This window comes from Humibacillus xanthopallidus, assembly GCF_006716675.1.
GTDB classification, from domain to species: domain Bacteria; phylum Actinomycetota; class Actinomycetes; order Actinomycetales; family Dermatophilaceae; genus Humibacillus; species Humibacillus xanthopallidus_B.
Window position 1 is genome coordinate 179,556 of sequence record NZ_VFPM01000004.1, and the last position, 17,486, is coordinate 197,041.

General features: G+C 73.0%; 10 protein-coding genes and 1 tRNA gene. 8 read left to right on the top strand and 3 right to left on the bottom strand.

The features are described from left to right. Positions 1-2 precede the first annotated feature (2 nt). The 3 genes from FBY41_RS20420 (at position 3) to FBY41_RS20430 (ending at position 3,635) form a co-directional block, all read left to right on the top strand. Complete coding sequence (locus FBY41_RS20420; RefSeq protein ID WP_141846632.1) at positions 3-1,139, top strand: 4Fe-4S dicluster domain-containing protein; 1,137 nt, start codon at positions 3-5, stop codon at positions 1,137-1,139. After that, a complete protein-coding gene (gene nrfD, locus FBY41_RS20425) occupies positions 1,136-2,242 on the top strand; it encodes an NrfD/PsrC family molybdoenzyme membrane anchor subunit (protein WP_141846634.1) in 1,107 nt (368 codons plus the stop codon). The genes FBY41_RS20420 and nrfD overlap by 4 nt, the downstream gene beginning before the upstream one ends. A 73-nt stretch (positions 2,243-2,315) precedes the next feature. After that, entirely contained in the window at positions 2,316-3,635 is a 1,320-nt protein-coding gene (locus FBY41_RS20430; protein ID WP_141846636.1) for an L-lactate MFS transporter, read from the top strand. Here the strand turns inward: FBY41_RS20430 and selD are convergent. After that, positions 3,586-4,590 (bottom strand): selenide, water dikinase SelD, encoded by a 1,005-nt coding sequence (selD, locus tag FBY41_RS20435; protein WP_141846638.1) that lies wholly within the window; start codon positions 4,588-4,590, stop codon positions 3,586-3,588. The genes FBY41_RS20430 and selD overlap by 50 nt on opposite strands. A 117-nt stretch (positions 4,591-4,707) precedes the next feature. Between selD and FBY41_RS20440 the strand changes: the two genes are divergently transcribed. The 5 genes from FBY41_RS20440 (at position 4,708) to FBY41_RS20460 (ending at position 15,351) form a co-directional block, all read left to right on the top strand. Then, a tRNA-Sec gene (locus FBY41_RS20440) sits at positions 4,708-4,803 on the top strand. Positions 4,804-4,859: 56 nt separating this feature from the next. Continuing rightward, complete coding sequence (gene selA / locus FBY41_RS20445; protein ID WP_141846640.1) at positions 4,860-6,170, top strand: L-seryl-tRNA(Sec) selenium transferase; 1,311 nt, start codon at positions 4,860-4,862, stop codon at positions 6,168-6,170. A 3-nt stretch (positions 6,171-6,173) separates the two neighbouring features. Further along, on the top strand, positions 6,174-8,021 hold the full coding sequence (gene selB, locus FBY41_RS20450; protein WP_141846642.1) for a selenocysteine-specific translation elongation factor: 1,848 nt from the start codon (positions 6,174-6,176) through the stop codon (positions 8,019-8,021). Between the two features lie 80 nt (positions 8,022-8,101). Continuing rightward, positions 8,102-13,033, top strand: a complete 4,932-nt coding sequence (locus FBY41_RS20455; RefSeq protein WP_141846644.1) for an ATP-dependent helicase — start codon at positions 8,102-8,104, stop codon at positions 13,031-13,033. 278 nt (positions 13,034-13,311) lie between these two features. After that, positions 13,312-15,351: a multicopper oxidase family protein gene (locus FBY41_RS20460; protein WP_260439946.1), complete on the top strand. Its 2,040-nt coding sequence runs from the start codon at positions 13,312-13,314 to the stop codon at positions 15,349-15,351. Between the two features lie 6 nt (positions 15,352-15,357). Here FBY41_RS20460 and FBY41_RS20465 read toward each other — a convergent pair whose 3' ends face one another. Both FBY41_RS20465 and FBY41_RS20470 read right to left on the bottom strand, forming a co-directional pair. After that, positions 15,358-16,371: an aldo/keto reductase gene (locus FBY41_RS20465; RefSeq protein WP_141846646.1), complete on the bottom strand. Its 1,014-nt coding sequence runs from the start codon at positions 16,369-16,371 to the stop codon at positions 15,358-15,360. A 45-nt stretch (positions 16,372-16,416) separates the two neighbouring features. Then, positions 16,417-17,466 (bottom strand): zinc-binding dehydrogenase, encoded by a 1,050-nt coding sequence (locus tag FBY41_RS20470; RefSeq protein WP_141846649.1) that lies wholly within the window; start codon positions 17,464-17,466, stop codon positions 16,417-16,419. Positions 17,467-17,486: the final 20 nt, after the last annotated feature.

Sequence of the window (17,486 nt, forward strand, 5' to 3'; positions counted from 1 at the left end):
CAGTGGGATTCTGGCGCAACCAGCTCTCGGGACCGACCGACCCGGCGGCCGACGCCGCCTGGGACCGGCACGAGCCACGCAAGGGCTTCTTCACCGACACCTCCATCTGCATCGGCTGCAAGGCCTGCGAGGTGGCGTGCAAGGAGTGGAACCACGTGCCCGAGGACGGGCTCGACCTGCTGAGCCAGTCCTACGACAACACCGGCGCGCTCGGTGCGAGCACGTGGCGCCACGTCGCCTTCGTCGAGCAGTCGAGCGAGCGCATCGAGCAGGCGCGCGAGTCGGGTCGCCGGCTCGTCCAGCTCGGGATGCCGTCCGTGCGCACCGGCGGAGAGCCGGCGCTCGCGGGCGGCAGCACGGCCACCGCGACGCTCGCCCCGCCCGGCGATGTCCGCCCCGGCGATGTCCGCCCCGGCGCGGGGGCAGGGCCGGGTCCGACCGACCAGGCGGTGCCGGACCTCCGCTGGCTCATGGCCTCCGACGTGTGCAAGCACTGCACCCACGCGGCCTGCCTCGACGTCTGCCCCACCGGGTCGCTCTTCCGCACCGAGTTCGGCACCGTCGTCGTGCAGGACGACGTCTGCAACGGCTGCGGCTACTGCGTCGCGGCCTGCCCGTTCGGCGTCATCGAGCGCCGCCGCGGCGACGAGGGCCACGAGAAGACCGGCCAGTCGCACGGCATCAGCATCGCGGGAGCGCCCGGCACGGGCTCGCACCAGAACCCCCCGTCGTATGCCGCCTCGAACGGCGAGGTGAAGAACGTCGGCATCGCCCAGAAGTGCACGCTCTGCTACGACCGGCTCGGCGCCGGCCAGACCCCTGCCTGCGCCCAGGCCTGCCCGACGACCTCGATCAAGTTCGGCGACCTCGACGAGATGCGCGCGACGGCCCGCGCCCGCGTCGCGGAGCTGCACGAGCTCGGCTACCCCGAGGCCCGGCTCTACGGCGTCGACGACCACGACGGCGTCGGGGGCACGGGTTCGACGTTCCTGCTCCTCGACGAGCCCGAGGTCTACGGCCTGCCGCCGGACCCCCGGGTCACGACGGCCGACCTGCCCGACATGTTCCGCAAGGCCGGCTACGCCGGGCTGACGATGCTCGGTCTCGCCGCGGCAGCGTTCGTCGGGAGGCGTCGATGACGGTCAACCCGTTCGACGCCGACCGTCCTCCGGAGCGGGTGCGCCGCGGCAACGGTGAGCGAAAGCGCAACGGACAGAACGGCGCCCGCAGACGCGACGAGTCGCTCATGGTGCCCGACGTGTCGTTCGACAGCTACTACGGTCGCCACATCGTCAAGCCCGCGCCCTGGGAGAAGGAGATCGCGGCATACCTCTTCCTCGGCGGCGTCGCCGGCGGTTCGGCGCTGCTCGCCGCGGGAGGCCGCGCCCTCGGCTACCCGGCGCTCCAGCGGGTCGGGCGCGTGGCGGCCATGGGGGCTGCGGCCCTCGGTGGTGCCGCGCTCGCCAAGGACCTCGGCAAGCCGAGCCGGGCGCTCAACATGATGCGCACCGTCAAGCTCACCTCGCCGATGTCGGTCGGCTCGTGGATCCTCACCGCCTTCAGCGGGTTCTCGGGCCTGGCCCTCGCCTCAGAGGTGGCGACCGCCATCGCCGGCCGGAGTGATGGTGGCACCGGCGGCGGATCCGCCGTGGCCCGCGTCGCCCGCGTCCTCGACCTCGTGGACGGCCCCGCGACGGTGGGGTCGGCCCTCTTCGCGCCGCCGCTCGCGGCATACACCGCAGTGCTGCTCGCCGACACCGCCACGCCGACGTGGCACGAGTCCTACCGCGAGCTGCCCTTCGTCTTCGTCAGCTCAGCGAACCTCGCGGCTGCCGGGCTCGCTCTCGTCGCGGTGCCGACGGCGCAGAACGGTCCGGCGCGGCGCCTCGCCGCTGTCAGCGCGGTGACCGAGACCCTGGCGTTCGAGCGGATGCAGGACAAGCTCGGCCCGACGCTGTCGGAGCCGCTGCGCACCGGCAAGGCCGGACGGCTGCTGCGCGCGAGCAAGGCCCTGACGATCGGGGGCGCCGTCGGTTCGGTCGTGCTGGGCCGCAACCGGGTGGCTGCTGCCTTGAGCGGCCTTGCCCTCATGGCCGGTTCGGCCTGCCTGCGATTCGGCGTCTTCGAAGCGGGTACGGCATCTGCGATCGACCCGAAGTACACCGTCGAACCCCAGCGGGAGCGGCTCGAACGCCGCCGCGCCGCCGGTGTCGTCGACGACTCCATCACGACGGCGCGATAACGCGTCGCCGTCCGTTCGGCGGCGCGATGGCGCGCGCGCCCGACAGGAAGGGCACGCCGTGAGCAGTAGAGTCATGCAGCCGCAGACCACCGAGCGGACCCCCAACCGCTGGATCATCCTCCTCGCGGGCGTGCTCGTACAGCTCGCCATCGGCGCCGTCTACGCCTGGAGCGTCTTTGCCAAGGCGCTGCAGAACGAGCAGGCCTTCGGCTGGACGAAGGCGCAGGCCGCGGTGCCGTTCGAGGTCGCCATCGGCATGATCTTCGTCGGCAGCTACATCGGCGGTCGCATCCAGGACCGCCGCGGGCCGGGGGTGGTCGCCCTGACCGGCGGCGTCATCTACAGCCTCGGCGTCATCATCGCGTCGTTCGCCGACAAGGACCGCTTCTGGATCCTCATCCTCGGCTACGGCGTGCTCGGCGGCTTTGGCCTGGGCATGGCCTACATCGTGCCGATCGCCATGCTCCAGAAGTGGTTTCCCGACAAGCCGGGGCTCATCACCGGCATCGCCGTGGCCGGCTTCGGCTTCGGCGCGGTCATCACTGCGCCCCTCGGGCAGCACTTGATCGCGGGCGACCCCTCCGTCCCCACCAAGGCCTTCCTCCCCCTCGGCATCGGCTACCTCGTGGCGATCGTCATCGGTGCGAGCCTGTTCCGCAACCCTCCGGAGGGTTACGTCCCGCCGGGCCTGGCTGGCCCCGCCGTTGCTGGCTCCTCGGGCGCCGTCCCGACGAAAGACCCTGTGCCAGAGGCGGACTTCACGGCTCCCGAGGCCCTGCGTACGCCGCAGTGGTACCTCCTCACCGCGATCCTCACCCTCAGCGTGACGGCGGGCATCTCGCTGATCTCGGTCGCAGCGGGCAGCGCGAGCGACCTCTCCGGCTACTCAGCGGCCGCTGCAGCCAGCCTCGTCGGTGTCCTGGGACTCTTCAACGGCGGCGGCCGCATCCTCTGGGGTTGGCTCTCGGACCGCATCGGCAAGATGCCGGCGTTCATGGGGATCCTCGGAATCCAGGGTGCGTGCCTCCTGCTCATCCCTCACGTCGCCTCTCCGGCCATCTTCGCGGTGCTCGCGGCGCTCGTGTACCTCTGCTACGGCGGCGCGTTCGGCACGATGCCCTCGACTGCGGGGCGCTTCTTCGGCGTGCGCAACGCCGGCGCGATCTACGGCCTCATGCTCATCGGCTGGAGCATCGGCGGCATCGTCGGCCCGCTGCTCATCTCCTCGCTCATCGGGGAGCAGAAGGCCTACACGCTCGGCTTCACCGTCGTCGGCCTCATCGCGCTGGTCGGGATGGTCCTGCCGCTGCTGACGAAGAAGCCCGCGGCTCCGGCAGCGCGAGTCACCGCACCCTCAGAGGGTGCTCAGACCGCGCCACGAACTCGCCGATGACGGTCCCGCAGGGCACCTCGCCCGCGACGAGCAGGCCGCCGCTCGTCTGCGCGTCGGCCAGCAGGACGAGGTCCTCGTCGGAGACGGCAGCCTCGAGGTGGGGTCGCACCCAGTCGAGGTTGCGCCTGCTGCCACCGGGCACGAAGCCCGCTCGCAGGGACTCCCGCGCCCCGTCGAGGTAGGGCACGGCGCTGGCGTCCACGACGGCCGACACCCCTGAGGCCCGCGCCATCTTGTAGAGGTGCCCGAGCAGCCCGAAGCCCGTGACATCCGTCGCGGCCCTCAGCCCACCGGCGAGGGCCGCGGTGCTCGCCGTGTCGTTGAGGGCGACCATCGACTCGACGGCGTGCGCGAAGACCTCGCCCGTCGCCTTGTGACGGTTGTTGAGGACCCCGACCCCGAGCGGCTTGGTGAGGCTGATCGGGAGGCCGGCTTCGGCAGCATCGTTGCGCAGCAAGCGATTCGGGTCAGCCAGACCCGTCACCGCCATGCCGTACTTCGGCTCCGGGTCATCGATGCTGTGGCCGCCGGCGACCGGGCAGCCGGCGAGCCGAGCGACGTCGAGCCCGCCGCGCAACACCTCCTGCGCGAGCTCCGGAGGCAGCACGTCGCGGGGCCAGCCGAGCAGGTTGACGGCGAGGATCGGACGCCCGCCCATCGCGTAGATGTCGGAGAGCGCGTTGGCCGCCGCGATGCGCCCCCAGTCGTAGGCGTCGTCGACGACGGGGGTGAAGAAGTCGGCGGTCGCGAGCACCGCGACGTCGCCACCGGATCCTGCCTCGATGCGGACCGCTGCGGCGTCGTCGCCGTCGTCGAGACCGACGAGCAGGTCGGGCGACCCGACGCCGACGAGGCCGCGCACCATGTCCTCGAGCTCCCCCGGAGGGATCTTGCAGGCGCAGCCGCCGCCGTGGGCGTACTGGGTGAGTCGGGTCGCCGCGGGTGAGGTCGTCACCCGTCGACTGTATGCGGACCGCTCCGTCCCAGCGCGCCGCCCGGTCCTCCGGTGCCGCAGCCCCGACCGCGGCGACCCCGTCGTCCCCGGCCTGCCGGACTGGGTACGGTGGCGCGTGGAGGTGTCTGGGCACCTGGTGGTCCCCCCGGTCTTCAAAACCGGTGAGGCCGAGCATCTCGGCCTGGCGGGTTCGATTCCCGTCCACCTCCGCCAGCACGACCCGGTCGCGCCGGGTGGTGTCGGTCGACGGTGTGGAGAGGAGGGCGGTCGTGTCGCAGGCAGATCCGCGGCGGATCGTGCCGCGCACCGACGTGCTGCTGGCCCACCCCGACCTCGTGGCTGCTGCGGCGCGGCACGGCACGCGAGCGGTCAAGGAGGCGGTGCGAGCCGCCCAGGCCCGAGCCCGCTCCGGCGAGATCACGCCCGGCGAGGTCGTCGCGGCGGCGCAGGCGGCGCTCCCGGCACGCAGCACGACCCTGCGTCCGCTCCTCAACGCCACGGGCGTCGTCGTGCACACGAACATCGGACGCGCCCCGCTCTCCGACGCCGCGCTCGAGGCCGTCGCCGCTGCGGCGGGCTACGTCGACGTCGAGTTCGACACCGCGACGGGAGCACGGGCCCGTCGAGGCCGCGGCACCCTCGAGGCGCTGCGAGCCGCCGTGCCCGCGGCCGGGGACGCCCTCGTCGTCAACAACGGAGCGGCCGCGCTCATCCTCGCGACGACGGCCCTGGCCGCCGGTCGCGAGGTCGTCGTCAGTCGCGGCGAGATGGTCGAGATCGGCGACGGCTTCCGACTGCCCGACCTCATCGCGTCGACCGGCGCCCGCCTGCGCGAGGTCGGAACGACGAACCGGACCCGCCTCGCCGACTACGCCGCCGTGGTGGGCCCCGACACTGGATGCGTCCTCAAGGTGCACCCGAGCAACTTCCGCGTCGAGGGCTTCACGAGCGCCGCCTCCGTGCGCGAGCTCGCGACGCTCGGGGTGCCGCTCGTCGTCGACATCGGCAGCGGGCTGCTCGCGCCCGACCCGCTGGTCCCCGACGAGCCGGACGCCACGACGTCGCTCGCCGACGGCGCGACGGTGGTGACGGCCAGCGGCGACAAGCTGCTCGGCGGCCCCCAGGCCGGGCTCGTCCTCGGCGAGGCGGCAACCGTGGAGCGGCTGCGGCGGCATCCCCTCGCCCGGGCGCTGCGGGTAGACAAGCTGACGCTCGCTGCCCTGGAGGCGACGCTGCGAGGCCCCGAGAGCCCGGTGACGGCATACCTCCACGCCGACGGCGAGGCGCTGCGCGTGCGCACGGAGCGTCTCGCGGCGGCGGTGGCGGGCGAGCTCGTCGCCGTCGAGGGGCGGGTCGGCGGGGGAGGAGCGCCCGGGGTGCCGCTGCCCGGCTGGGCCGTGGCCCTGCCGGAGGCGTGTGCCGAGCGGCTGCGTCGCGGCGAGCCCGGCGTCGTGGCGCGCGTGGAGCGGGGCCGGTGCCTCGTCGACCTGCGCTGCGTGCCGCCAGACCGCGACGGCGACGTCGAGCGCGCCGTCCTCGCCGTACTCGCAGTCCTCGCCGCGCTGACCCCCGAGGACTGACCCGTGCACGTCATCGCGACCGCGGGGCACGTCGACCACGGCAAGTCCACGCTCGTGCGTGCCCTGACCGGCATCGAGCCGGACCGGTGGGCCGAGGAGCACCGGCGCGGCATGACGATCGACCTGGGCTACGCGTGGACGACCCTCGCGCCGGGCGTCGAGGTGGCGTTCGTCGACGTGCCCGGCCACGAGCGCTTCATCGGCAACATGCTCGCGGGGCTCGGCCCCGCCCCGGCCGTCGTCCTCGTCGTCGCCGCCGACGAGGGGTGGCGGCGCCAGTCGGCCGAGCACCTCGCCGCGGTCGACGCGCTCGGCATCACGCACGGCCTCCTCGTCGTCACCCGGAGCGACCTCGCCGACCCGGAGCCGGCGATGGCGCAGGCAGTGGAGCAGCTCGGCCGGACGAGCCTGGCGGGGAGCCCCGCGCTCGCGGTGTCGGCCCGCACGGGCCAGGGTCTGGGCGATCTCCGGGCGGCGCTCGGCGACCTCGTCGCCACGCTCCCGCCACCGGAGACGGCCGGGCGCACCCGCCTCTGGGTCGACCGGTCCTTCTCGATCCGGGGCAGCGGCACCGTCGTCACGGGCACGCTCGGTGCGGGGACGATCCGGGTGGGCGACGACCTCCTCGTCCACCGCGCGTCAGGAGCCACGCTGCGGGCGACGGTCCGCGGCCTCCAGAGCCTCGAGCAGCCCTGCGACGCCGTCTCCGCCGTGGCGCGGGTCGCGGTCAACCTGCGCGGAGTCCGCGTCGACGAGGTCGGCCGGGGCGACGCGCTGCTCACCCCGGACGCCTGGCACGTGACGAGGACGGTCGACGTGCGGCTCACCACCGACTCGTCCGACGAGACGTCACCCGGGGCGCGGCACCGCCCGCAGGAGGGTGACCGGCTGCCGGCCCACCTCATGGTCCACGCGGGCACCCTCGCCGTGGAGGCACGGGTCCGCCCGCTCGGCCCCGGCGCAGTGCGTCTGGGCCTGTCCGACCCGCTGCCCCTCGCTGCGGGCGACCGGGTCGTCCTGCGCGACCCGGGGTCGCGCCGCGTCGTCGGTGCGCTCGTCGTCGACGCCGACCCACCCCGGCTCGACCGCCGGGGCGCGGCCGCCCGTCGTGCCGTCGAGGTCGCGGTCCTGGCCGCGGTGCCGGACCTCGCGCGGGAGGTGGCGCGTCGCGGGTGGATGCGTCACGACGACGCGGTCTCGCTCGGGATCGTCGTGCCCGCGGGAGGGCGTCCTGCGAGCACCGTTGCGCGCCGCGGTGGCTGGCTCGTCGACGACGACGCCTGGCAGGTGGCGGGACAGCGGCTGCGGGCGGCCGTCGAGCGGCGCGCGGAGTCGACTCCCATCGACCCCGGAGTGCCCCTGGAGGCCGCACGCGCCTCGGCAGGCCTGCCCGACCGGGCCCTCGTGACCGGGCTCGCCGAAGCGACCGGGCTCGAGGTGCGTGACGGGCGCGTCGGGTTGCCGGGCCACGCGGCAGCGCTCGGCGACCGCGCCGAGGCTGCGCTCCGGGCGGTCGAGGCGCGGCTGCGGGAGCATCCGTTCACGGCGCCCGAGCAGCACGACCTCGACGCGGCCGGGCTCGGGGCCCGCGAGCTCGCCGCCGCCCAGGGCACCGGCCGCATCCTCCGGCTGCCCGGCGAGATCGTGCTCCTGCCGTCGGCGCCGGCGCTCGCGATGCGCGAGCTCGCCCGGTTGCCCCAGCCCTTCACGACGAGTGACGCGCGCCAGGCGCTCGGCTCGACGCGTCGCACCGTGGTCCCGCTCCTCGAGCACCTCGACGGCCGGGGCTGGACCCGTCGCCTCGACGGGTCGCACCGCGAGGTCGTGCGCGCCCGGCCCGCCTCGCCCTGAGAGCCCGCCGGACGGCATACGCCGGCGTATGCCGTCCGGCCGGCCACCGGGTGTCGGTGCGGGATGGCAGGCTGACCTCGATGGCGAAGGACAGGCGGGCCGACGTGCTCGATCGATTCTCCCCGGCGACGGCCGCGTGGTTCCGGGGCAGCTTCAGCGCGCCCACGGCGGCGCAGGCCGGGGCGTGGGACGCGATCAGCTCGGGCCACCACTGCGTCGTCGTCGCCCCGACGGGGTCGGGCAAGACGCTGTCGGCGTTCCTCTGGGCCATCGACCGCATGGCGAGCGAGCCGGTGCCCGCCGACAAGCTCGAGCGCTGCCGCGTGCTCTACGTCTCGCCGATGAAGGCGCTCGCCGTCGACGTCGAGCGCAACCTGCGTGCGCCGCTCGTCGGCATCGGCCACGCCGCGACGCGGCTCGAGCTCCCGCAGCCCGACATCGGTGTCAGCGTGCGGTCGGGAGACACGCCCGCCAACGAGCGGCGCGCCTTCGCGCGCACCCCGACCGACATCCTCATCACGACCCCCGAGTCGCTCTTCCTCATGCTCACCTCGTCGGTGCGCGAGGCCCTCAGGGGCGTGCAGACCGTCATCATCGACGAGGTGCACGCCGTCGCCGGCACCAAGCGCGGGGCGCACCTCGCGCTCACGCTCGAGCGGCTCGACGCCATCCTCCCGACGCCGGCGCAGCGGGTCGGACTCTCGGCGACCGTGCGTCCGGTCGAGGAGGTCGCCCGCTACCTCGCCGGCGGCCGGCCGGTCGAGATCGTGCAGCCGGCGTCGACGAAGGAGTGGCGCCTCGAGGTCGTCGTGCCGGTGCCCGACATGGGTGAGCTGTCGGGGGCTGCGGCCGAGATCACACCGGGGGTGCCCGACCTGTCGGGCCCGGCGGCGGGCAACGCCCCGCAGGCGAGCATCTGGCCGCACGTCGAGGAGCGCATCGTCGACCTCATCGCCGACCACCGCTCGACCCTCGTCTTCGCCAACTCGAGGCGCCTCGCCGAGCGGCTCACCTCGCGGCTCAACGAGATCTGGGAGGAGCGGCTCGCCGAGGACGAAGGGCTGCCGCTCGCCAGCGTCGGCGCACCCCGGGCGCCCGCGCAGGTCATGGCCCAGGCCGGCACGAGCCGCGGCGCGCCCGCCGTGCTGGCGCGCGCCCACCACGGCTCGGTGAGCAAGGAGCACCGCGCTGCCATCGAGGAGGACCTCAAGGCCGGGCGCCTGCCCGCCGTCGTCGCGACGAGCAGCCTCGAGCTCGGCATCGACATGGGGGCCGTCGACCTCGTCATCCAGGTCGAGAGCCCGCCGAGCGTCGCGAGCGGCCTGCAGCGGGTGGGCCGTGCGGGCCACCAGGTGGGCGCGGTCAGCGAGGGCGTGCTCTTCCCGAAGTTCCGCGGCGACCTCGTGCAGACCGCCGTCGTCGTCGAGCGCATGCGCGCCGGGGCCATCGAGTCGCTGCGCATCCCGGCCAACCCTGTCGACGTGCTCGCCCAGCACGTCGTCGCGATGTGCGCCATGGACGAGTGGAGCGTCGCCGACGTCGAGACCCTCGTGCACCGCACCGCGAGCTTCGCGTCGCTGCCGCGCTCGGTGCTCGAGGCGACCCTCGACATGCTCGCCGGGCGCTACCCCTCCGACGAGTTCGCCGAGCTGCGCCCCCGCATCGTCTGGGACCGCGTCAGCGACACCCTCACCGGCCGCCGAGGTGCGCAGCGCCTCGCCGTCACGAGCGGTGGCACGATCCCCGACCGCGGGCTGTATGCCGTCTTCCTCGCCTCCGGTGAAGGGCCCGGTCGCCGGGTCGGCGAGCTCGACGAGGAGATGGTCTACGAGTCGCGCGTCGGCGACGTCTTCACCCTCGGCACGTCGACGTGGCGGATCGAGGACATCACCCACGACCGCGTCCTCGTCACGCCCGCGCCCGGGCAGGCCGGCAAGCTGCCGTTCTGGAAGGGCGACCAGCAGGGCCGCCCCGCCGAGCTGGGCCGCGCCCTCGGTGCCTTCGTCCGCGAGATCGTCGGGCTGTCACCCGAGCGCGCCCGCGCCCGGGTCACCGCGGCCGGGCTCGACGAGTGGGCGGCCGACAACCTCATCGCCTACCTGACGGAGCAGAAGGAGGCGACCCGCCACGTCCCTGACGACCGCACGATCGTCGTCGAGCGCTTCCGCGACGAGATCGGCGACTGGCGGGTGGCGGTGCTCTCGCCCTTCGGCGGCCAGGTCCATGCGCCGTGGGCGCTCTGCGTCGCGGCACGCATGCGCGAGCGCTTCGGCGTCGACGTGCAGGCCATGCACGGCGACGACGGCATCGTCTTCCGCCTGCCCGACCTCGAGTTCGAGGACGCGGGAGGCAGCGGCCAGATCGGCCAGCAGCTCATCGAGCTCGTGACCCTCGAGCCCGAGGAGGTCAGTGAGCTCGTCACGCAGGAGATCGGCGGATCCGCCCTGTTCGCAGCACGTTTCCGCGAGTGCGCCGCCCGCGCCTTGCTGCTGCCGCGGCGCCGGCCCGACCGGCGTCAGCCGCTCTGGCAGCAACGGCAGCGCGCGGCGCAGCTGCTCGAGGTCGCGAGCCAGTACCCCACCTTCCCCATCGTCCTCGAGGCCGTGCGCGAGTGCGTGCAGGACGTCTTCGACGTGCCCGGTCTCGTCGATCTCATGACCGACATCCGGTCGCGCGGGGTCAAGGTCGTCGACGTCGAGTCGAGCCAGCCGAGCCCCTTCGCGAAGTCGCTCGTCTTCGGCTACGTCGCCCAGTACCTCTACGAGGGCGACTCGCCGCTCGCCGAGCGCCGCGCCGCCGCGCTCGCCCTCGACCCGTCGCTGCTCTCCGAGCTGCTCGGGCAGGGCGAGGCCCTCGCGCTCCGCGACCTGCTCGACCCCGAGGCCGTGGCCCGCACCGAGGCCGAGCTGCAGCGGCTGACGCCCGAGCGCGGCGCCCGCGACGGCGAGGACGTCGCCGACCTGCTGCGGGTGCTCGGCCCCCTCTCGATGCGTGACATCGTCGCGCGCGCCGCCGAGGGCTTCGAGCCCGCCGCGGTCGAGGCGGCCGTGTCCGAGCTCGAGCAGGCACGGCGCGTCATCGCGGTCCGCGTCGCCGGTGACGAGCGGTGGGCCGCCATCGAGGACGCCGCACGACTGCGCGACGCGCTCGGCACCTCCCTGCCCGTCGGCGTGCCGCAGGCGTTCCTCGAGCCGGTGCCCGACCCGCTCGCCGACCTCGTCGCCCGGTTCGCCCGCACCCACGGGCCCTTCGCCATCCAGACCGTCGCGGCCTGGTGGGGCCTCGGCCCGGCCGTGGTCCACGACGCGCTGCGCCGGCTCGTCGGATCCGGCCGCGTCGTCGAGGGCGAGCTGTTGCCGACCGAGAACGGCGGTGGCCACGGGCCGGAGTTCTGCGACGCCGAGGTGCTGCGGCTGCTGCGCCGCCGGTCGCTCGCCGCCCTGCGCCACGAGGTCGAGCCCGTCGACCAGCTCGACCTCGCACGCTTCCTCCCGCAGTGGCAGGGCGTCGGTGGCGGGCTGCGCGGGCGCGAGGGGCTGCTGCGCGCCGTCGAGCAGCTGACGGGCGCGGTCGTGCCTGCGAGCGCCCTCGAGACCCTCGTCCTTCCCGCCCGGGTCGCCGACTACCGTCCCGCCCTGCTCGACGAGGTGATGAGTGCCGGCGAGGTCGTCTGGCGAGGTCACGGGTCGCTACCCGGCGACGACGGGTGGGTGAGCCTCCACCTCGCCGACGCCGCACACCTCACGCTGACGCCACCCGACGACGCCGAGCTCACCGACAGCGAGCGAGCCGTCCTCGATGCTCTCGAGGGCGGCGGCGCCTACTTCTTCCGCGCGCTCGCGACGCGGGTCCGCCTCGGCGACACCGAGCTCAATGACGCGCTGTGGTCGCTCGTGTGGTCCGGCCGCGTCACCAACGACACCGTGGCACCCCTTCGTGCCCTCCTCTCAGGCGGCCGGACCGCCCACAAGCGCGCCCCCTCGGGCCCCCGGTCGACGCGGTATGCCGGACGCCGAGGCTCGCTCGGCCGCTTCGGCTCCCTGCGGGGTGCGGTCGCAGGCGCGAGCCCCGCTCAGGTCGAGGCGGCCGAGGACGCCGCGACGACGAAGGCGCTCGCCGTGGGTCGGGCAGCCGCGTCCGGCCCGCCGACGGGGGTGGGGCGGTGGACGGCACTGCCACCGGCCGAGTCCGACCCGACCGTGCGAGCGGTCACCAACGCCGAGCTGCTCCTCGACCGTTACGGCGTGCTGACCCGCGGGTCGGTCGTCACCGAGGACGTCCCCGGAGGGTTCGCCGCCGTCTACCGCGTGCTCGCTGCAGCGGAGGAAGCCGGCAAGGTGCGCCGCGGCTACTTCGTCGAAGGCCTCGGCGCATCACAGTTCGCCTCGACGGGTGCCGTCGACCGCCTGCGGTCGATGTCACGGCTGCCCGGCGCGGGCGCGTCCACGCCGTCGGGCGGCAGGGTCGACCCGAGCCAGGGCGACGAGTGGGCCACGCCCGCCCCGAGCCCGCAGGGCGGCATACCGCCCCGGCAGGGCAGGGGCGCCGACGCGCGTCGGGAGCGCACCGGGCCGCCGGCCCTCGTGCTTGCTGCGAGCGACCCGGCCAACCCCTACGGAGCGAGCATCTCCTGGCCGGAGCGCGGGCTCACCGAGCCCGGTGACGACACGAGCCAGGGCGCGGCGAGCGAGTCCGGTGGGGGCGGTCGCTCCCGACGCAAGGGGCACCAGCCGAGCCGCAAGGCGGGGGCGCTCGTCGTGCTCGTCGACGGCGACCTCGTGCTCTACGTCGAGCGCGGCGGCAAGACGATGCTCTGCTGGTCTGACGACGCGGAGCGGTTGCAGGCTGCAGCCGACGCCTTGGCTCTCGCGGTGCGCGAGGGTGCCCTCGGCCGGCTCACTGTCGAAAAGGCCGATGGCGCTTCGCTGCTCGGCTCGGACCACCCGCTCGTCGAGGCGCTTTCGCACGCCGGCTTCCACATGACACCGCGGGGCCTGCGTCTGCGTCGGTGAGCCCGCCGCTGGTGGTCCGAGAGCGGCCGAGGTCCCCTCTGGCGTTCAGAGATTTCACAGAACTCGCTGCACACCCTCGCCTCAGGTGAGACCCTCCTGATGGGGGCACCCGGACGGGGGACCAGCGTGGGGGCACGCGGTCCGGGCCAGTCAAAGTGGGGCATGTGCGGGGACACGCCATCAATCAGTCATGAGAACTGGATGGTGCAGTAATGAACGACGTCTGCGAGCCCGGCCGGCGGCCCATGAGTCGGCGGACCTTCATCAGAGCAGCTGGCGTGGCGGGTGCCGGCTTCGTGCTCTACACCTACACACCCGGGGGGACGAAACAGGCCGTGGCGGCCATCCCCGGGGGCAACCTCGATCCGGTGGCCCTGCCGAAGTTCGTCACGCCGCTCCTCATCCCGCCGGTGATGCCACGTGCGGCGACCATCAAGCTGCGAGGCGGCAAGCAGGTCGACTACTACGAGATCTCGGTCAAGCAGATCTCGCAGCAGATCCTGCCTGCAGGACTGCCCATGACGACTGTCTGGGGCTATGGCGCGGTCACGTCGGCGGACAAGAAGGGGCTGTTGATCCACAACGCACCGTCTCTCACCATCGAGTCCAGGTGGGACCGCCCCGTGCGCGTCAAGTGGATCAACGACCTCAAGGACACGAACGGCAACTACCTGCCGCACCTGCTGCCGGTCGACCCGACCCTGCACTGGGCGAACCCGCCCGGCGGTGTACAGGACCGCGACACGCGGCCGACCTTCGCGAGCACGCCCGCGCCGTACACCGGACCGGTGCCCCTGGTGACCCACCTCCACGGCGCCGTCGGGGTCGGAGACGAGAGCGACGGCTATGCAGAGGCGTGGTTCCTGCCGGCGGCGAACAACGTCCCCCCGGAATATGCGACCGAGGGCACCTGGTACGACTTCTTCAAGGGCAAGGCGGCTTCGAGCTTCAGTGTCTCCTGGGGGCCGGGGTTCGCCGTCTTCCAGTACCCGAACAACCAGCGCGAGTCGACGCTGTGGTACCACGACCACACCCTCGGCATGACCCGACTCAACGTGTACGCCGGGCCGGCGGGCTTCTTCCTCGTCCGAGGTGGGCCGCAGGGGGACAAGGCCATCCTCGACAGTCGCTTCGGCACCATTGCCGTTCTGCCCGGGCCGGCGCCGATGGAGGGAGACAGGTTCCCCCCGAACAAGACCTACTACGAGATCCCGATCGCGATCCAGGACCGGGCGTTCAACGCGGACGGCTCCCTCTTCTACCCCGACAGCCGTGAGTTCTTCGACGGCGCCACGGCCGTGGACCCGGGCTTCATCCCCAGCACGGACCTCTCGCCGATCTGGAACCCGGAGTTCTTCGGCAACACGATCATGGTCAACGGGAACACGTGGCCGTTCCACACCGTCGAGCAGCGCCGCTACCGGCTTCGCCTTCTCAACGGCTGCCAGTCCCGCTTCCTCATCCTCGACTTCGCCCAGATCCCGGGCGTCGAGGTGTGGGCGATCGGCAACGAGGGCGGCTTCCTCGCAGCGCCGGTCAACCTCACCGCGGCCAACAACAACCGGCTCCTCATGGGGCTCGCCGAGCGGGCCGACCTCGTCGTCGACTTCACGAACGTGCCTCAGGGCAACTACGTGCTGAGGAACATCGGGCCCGACGAGCCCTTCGGCGGCGGCGAGCCGCCGAACGACTTCGACGTGGCCGATCCGGACACGACCGGACAGGTTCTGCAGTTGCGGGTCGTCCCGGCGATCGCTCCGGACCCGACGACGCCGCCCCAGTTCCTGACGCTTCCGCCGCTCACCCCGCTGCCAGCGCCCACGGTCACGCGCCGCCTGGCGCTCGCCGAGATGGCGTCGGACTACTGGGACGGGCCAGCCGAGGCGAGGTTGGGGGTCGTCGATGATTTCGGCTACGCGTCGGAAAGGATGTGGGCAGATGAGGTGAGCGAGAACCCGATCGTCGGCGCCACGGAGGTCTGGGAGTTCTACAACTTCACGGCCGACGCTCACCCGATGCACGTCCACGAGACCACGTTCGAGGTCGTGAACCGGCAGGCACTGGTGACGAACGAGGACGGTGAGACGGAACCTCCGGCGCGGCTCGTCGGCGACCCCCGGCCCCCAGAGCCCTGGGAGAGCGGCTTCAAGGACACGGTGATCGCCTATCCCGGCGAGGTGACGCGAATCAAGGCCAAATTCACCAACCCGGGCCAGTTCACCTGGCACTGCCACATCGTCGAGCACGAGGACAACGAGATGATGCGCCCCTACCGGATCGGGCCGGTGCAGCCGGGTCAGCCGGGTCAGCCCGGCTGAGGTGGCTCAGCGGTCGATCATCTTCTGCATGGCCTCGGGATACCGCGCTCCGTGGACCTGCACGCTGGCTGATGCACGGTCGAGCTCGGCGAGGTCGTCAGCGGTGAGCTGGAGGTCGGCCGCGGCGAGGTTCTCGTCGAGGCGCTCGAGGCGCCTGGTCCCGGGGATCGGGGCGATCCACGGCTGCTGCGCGAGCAGCCAGGCGAGAGCGACCTGACCCACCGTGGCGCCCTTGCGCTCGGCGACGCTCGTGATGAGGTCGACGAGGGCGAGGTTGGCCTGCAGGGCCTCCTTCTCGAAGCGGGGGAGGGTGGCGCGGATGTCGCCCTCGCCGAACTGCGTTGCCGCGGTGACCTGACCGGTGAGGAACCCGCGCCCGAGCGGGCTGAACGGCACGAAGCCGATTCCGAGCTCGGCGAGGGCGGGCAGGATCGCCTCCTCGGGCTCGCGCCAGAACAGCGAGTACTCGCTCTGGAGCGCGGTGACCGGCTGCACCGCATGCGCGCGGCGGATCGTGGAGACCCCGGCCTCGGACAGTCCGAAGTGGTGGACCTTGCCTGCCTCGATGAGCTCCCTGACGGTGCCGGCGACGTCCTCGATGGGCACGTCCCGGTCGACGCGGTGCTGGTAGAGCAGGTCGATCCGGTCGGTGCGCAGCCGTCGCAACGATCCCTCGACCGCGGCCCTGATGTGCTCGGGCCGGCTCGAGACGCCGGTCTGCGTACCTGCCTCGTCGAACGCGAACCCGAACTTCGTGGCGATGACGACGTCGTCGCGCACCGGCTCCAGCGCCTCGCCGACGAGCTCCTCGTTGTGGAACGGGCCGTAGACCTCAGCGGTGTCGAAGAGGGTGACGCCCCGCTCGACCGCGGCACGCAGGAAGGTCACCATCTCCGCTCGCGGTGGCCGGGCGCCGAAGGACTGGCTCATGCCCATGCAGCCCAGACCGAGCGCGGAGACCTTCAGGCCGGAGTCCGGACCGGCGTCTGGGCCGTGGCTGCCGAGAGTGCGTGTCTGCATTGCTGTTCTCCTTGGTCGTGATGTGCGAGTGAGAGTCCTTGAGCCTCAGGGCTGGCCGATGCTGAGCAGTGACTTGATGGCGCGCCGCTCGTCCATGGCGGCATACGCCTCGGCGACGTGGTCGAGGTCCGTGGTGAAGTCGAAGACGAGGCCCGGGTTGATCCGGCCCGCGAGGACGTCGTCGAGCAGCTCCGGGATGTAGCGACGGGCGGGTGCGACTCCGCCCCTGATGCCGACGTTCTTCCAGAAGAGCGTCTGGTACTGGAACGTCTCGTAGAGGGGGACGCCCACGGCGCCGATCATGCCGCCGGCGCGGGTGATGCCGGCGCAGGTCTCGATGGACTCGTCGGTGCCCACGCACTCGAGCGCGGCGTCGACGCCGGCGCCGTCGGTGAGGCGCAGGACGGTCTCGATGGCATCGGCGCCGCGCTTCTCGACGATGTCGGTGGCGCCGAACTCCACGGCGACGGCCTGCCGGGCGGGGTTGCGGCTGAGGGCGATGACCCGGGTGGCGCCGAGCTTGCGTGCCGCGAGCACCGCGGAGAGACCGACGGCGCCGTCGCCGACGACGGCCACCGTGTCGCCCGGCTGGACGCCCGCGCTGACCGCGGCGTGGTAGCCGGTGCAGGCGACGTCCGAGAGGGCGGTGAACGACGCCAGCTGCTCGTCGGTGAACCGGCCCTCGGGCGGCTGCGGGACCTTGACGAGGGTGGCGTCCGCGAAGGGTGCGCGGACCTTCTCGCCCTGACCGCCGTCGGTGACGCCGTTGCCGAAGGCGCCCCCGTGCATGCAGTTGGACGGGAAGCCGGCTCGGCAGGCGGGGCACGTGCCGTCGTTGAAGGTGAAGGGCGCGATGACGAAGTCGCCGACGGCGAGACCCGTCACTTCCGAACCGATCGACTCCACGACGCCGATGTACTCGTGACCGATGCTGCCGACCTTGTGCGGGTTGATGCCGCGGTAGTACCAGAGGTCGGAGCCGCAGACACAGCCCCGGACGACCCGGACGACGGCGTCCGACGCCTCCTGGATCTCGGGGTCGGGGCGCTCGCCGACGTCGATCGTGCCCTTGCCCCGGAAGATCGCTGCCTTCATGGTGGTGCTCGCTCTCTGTT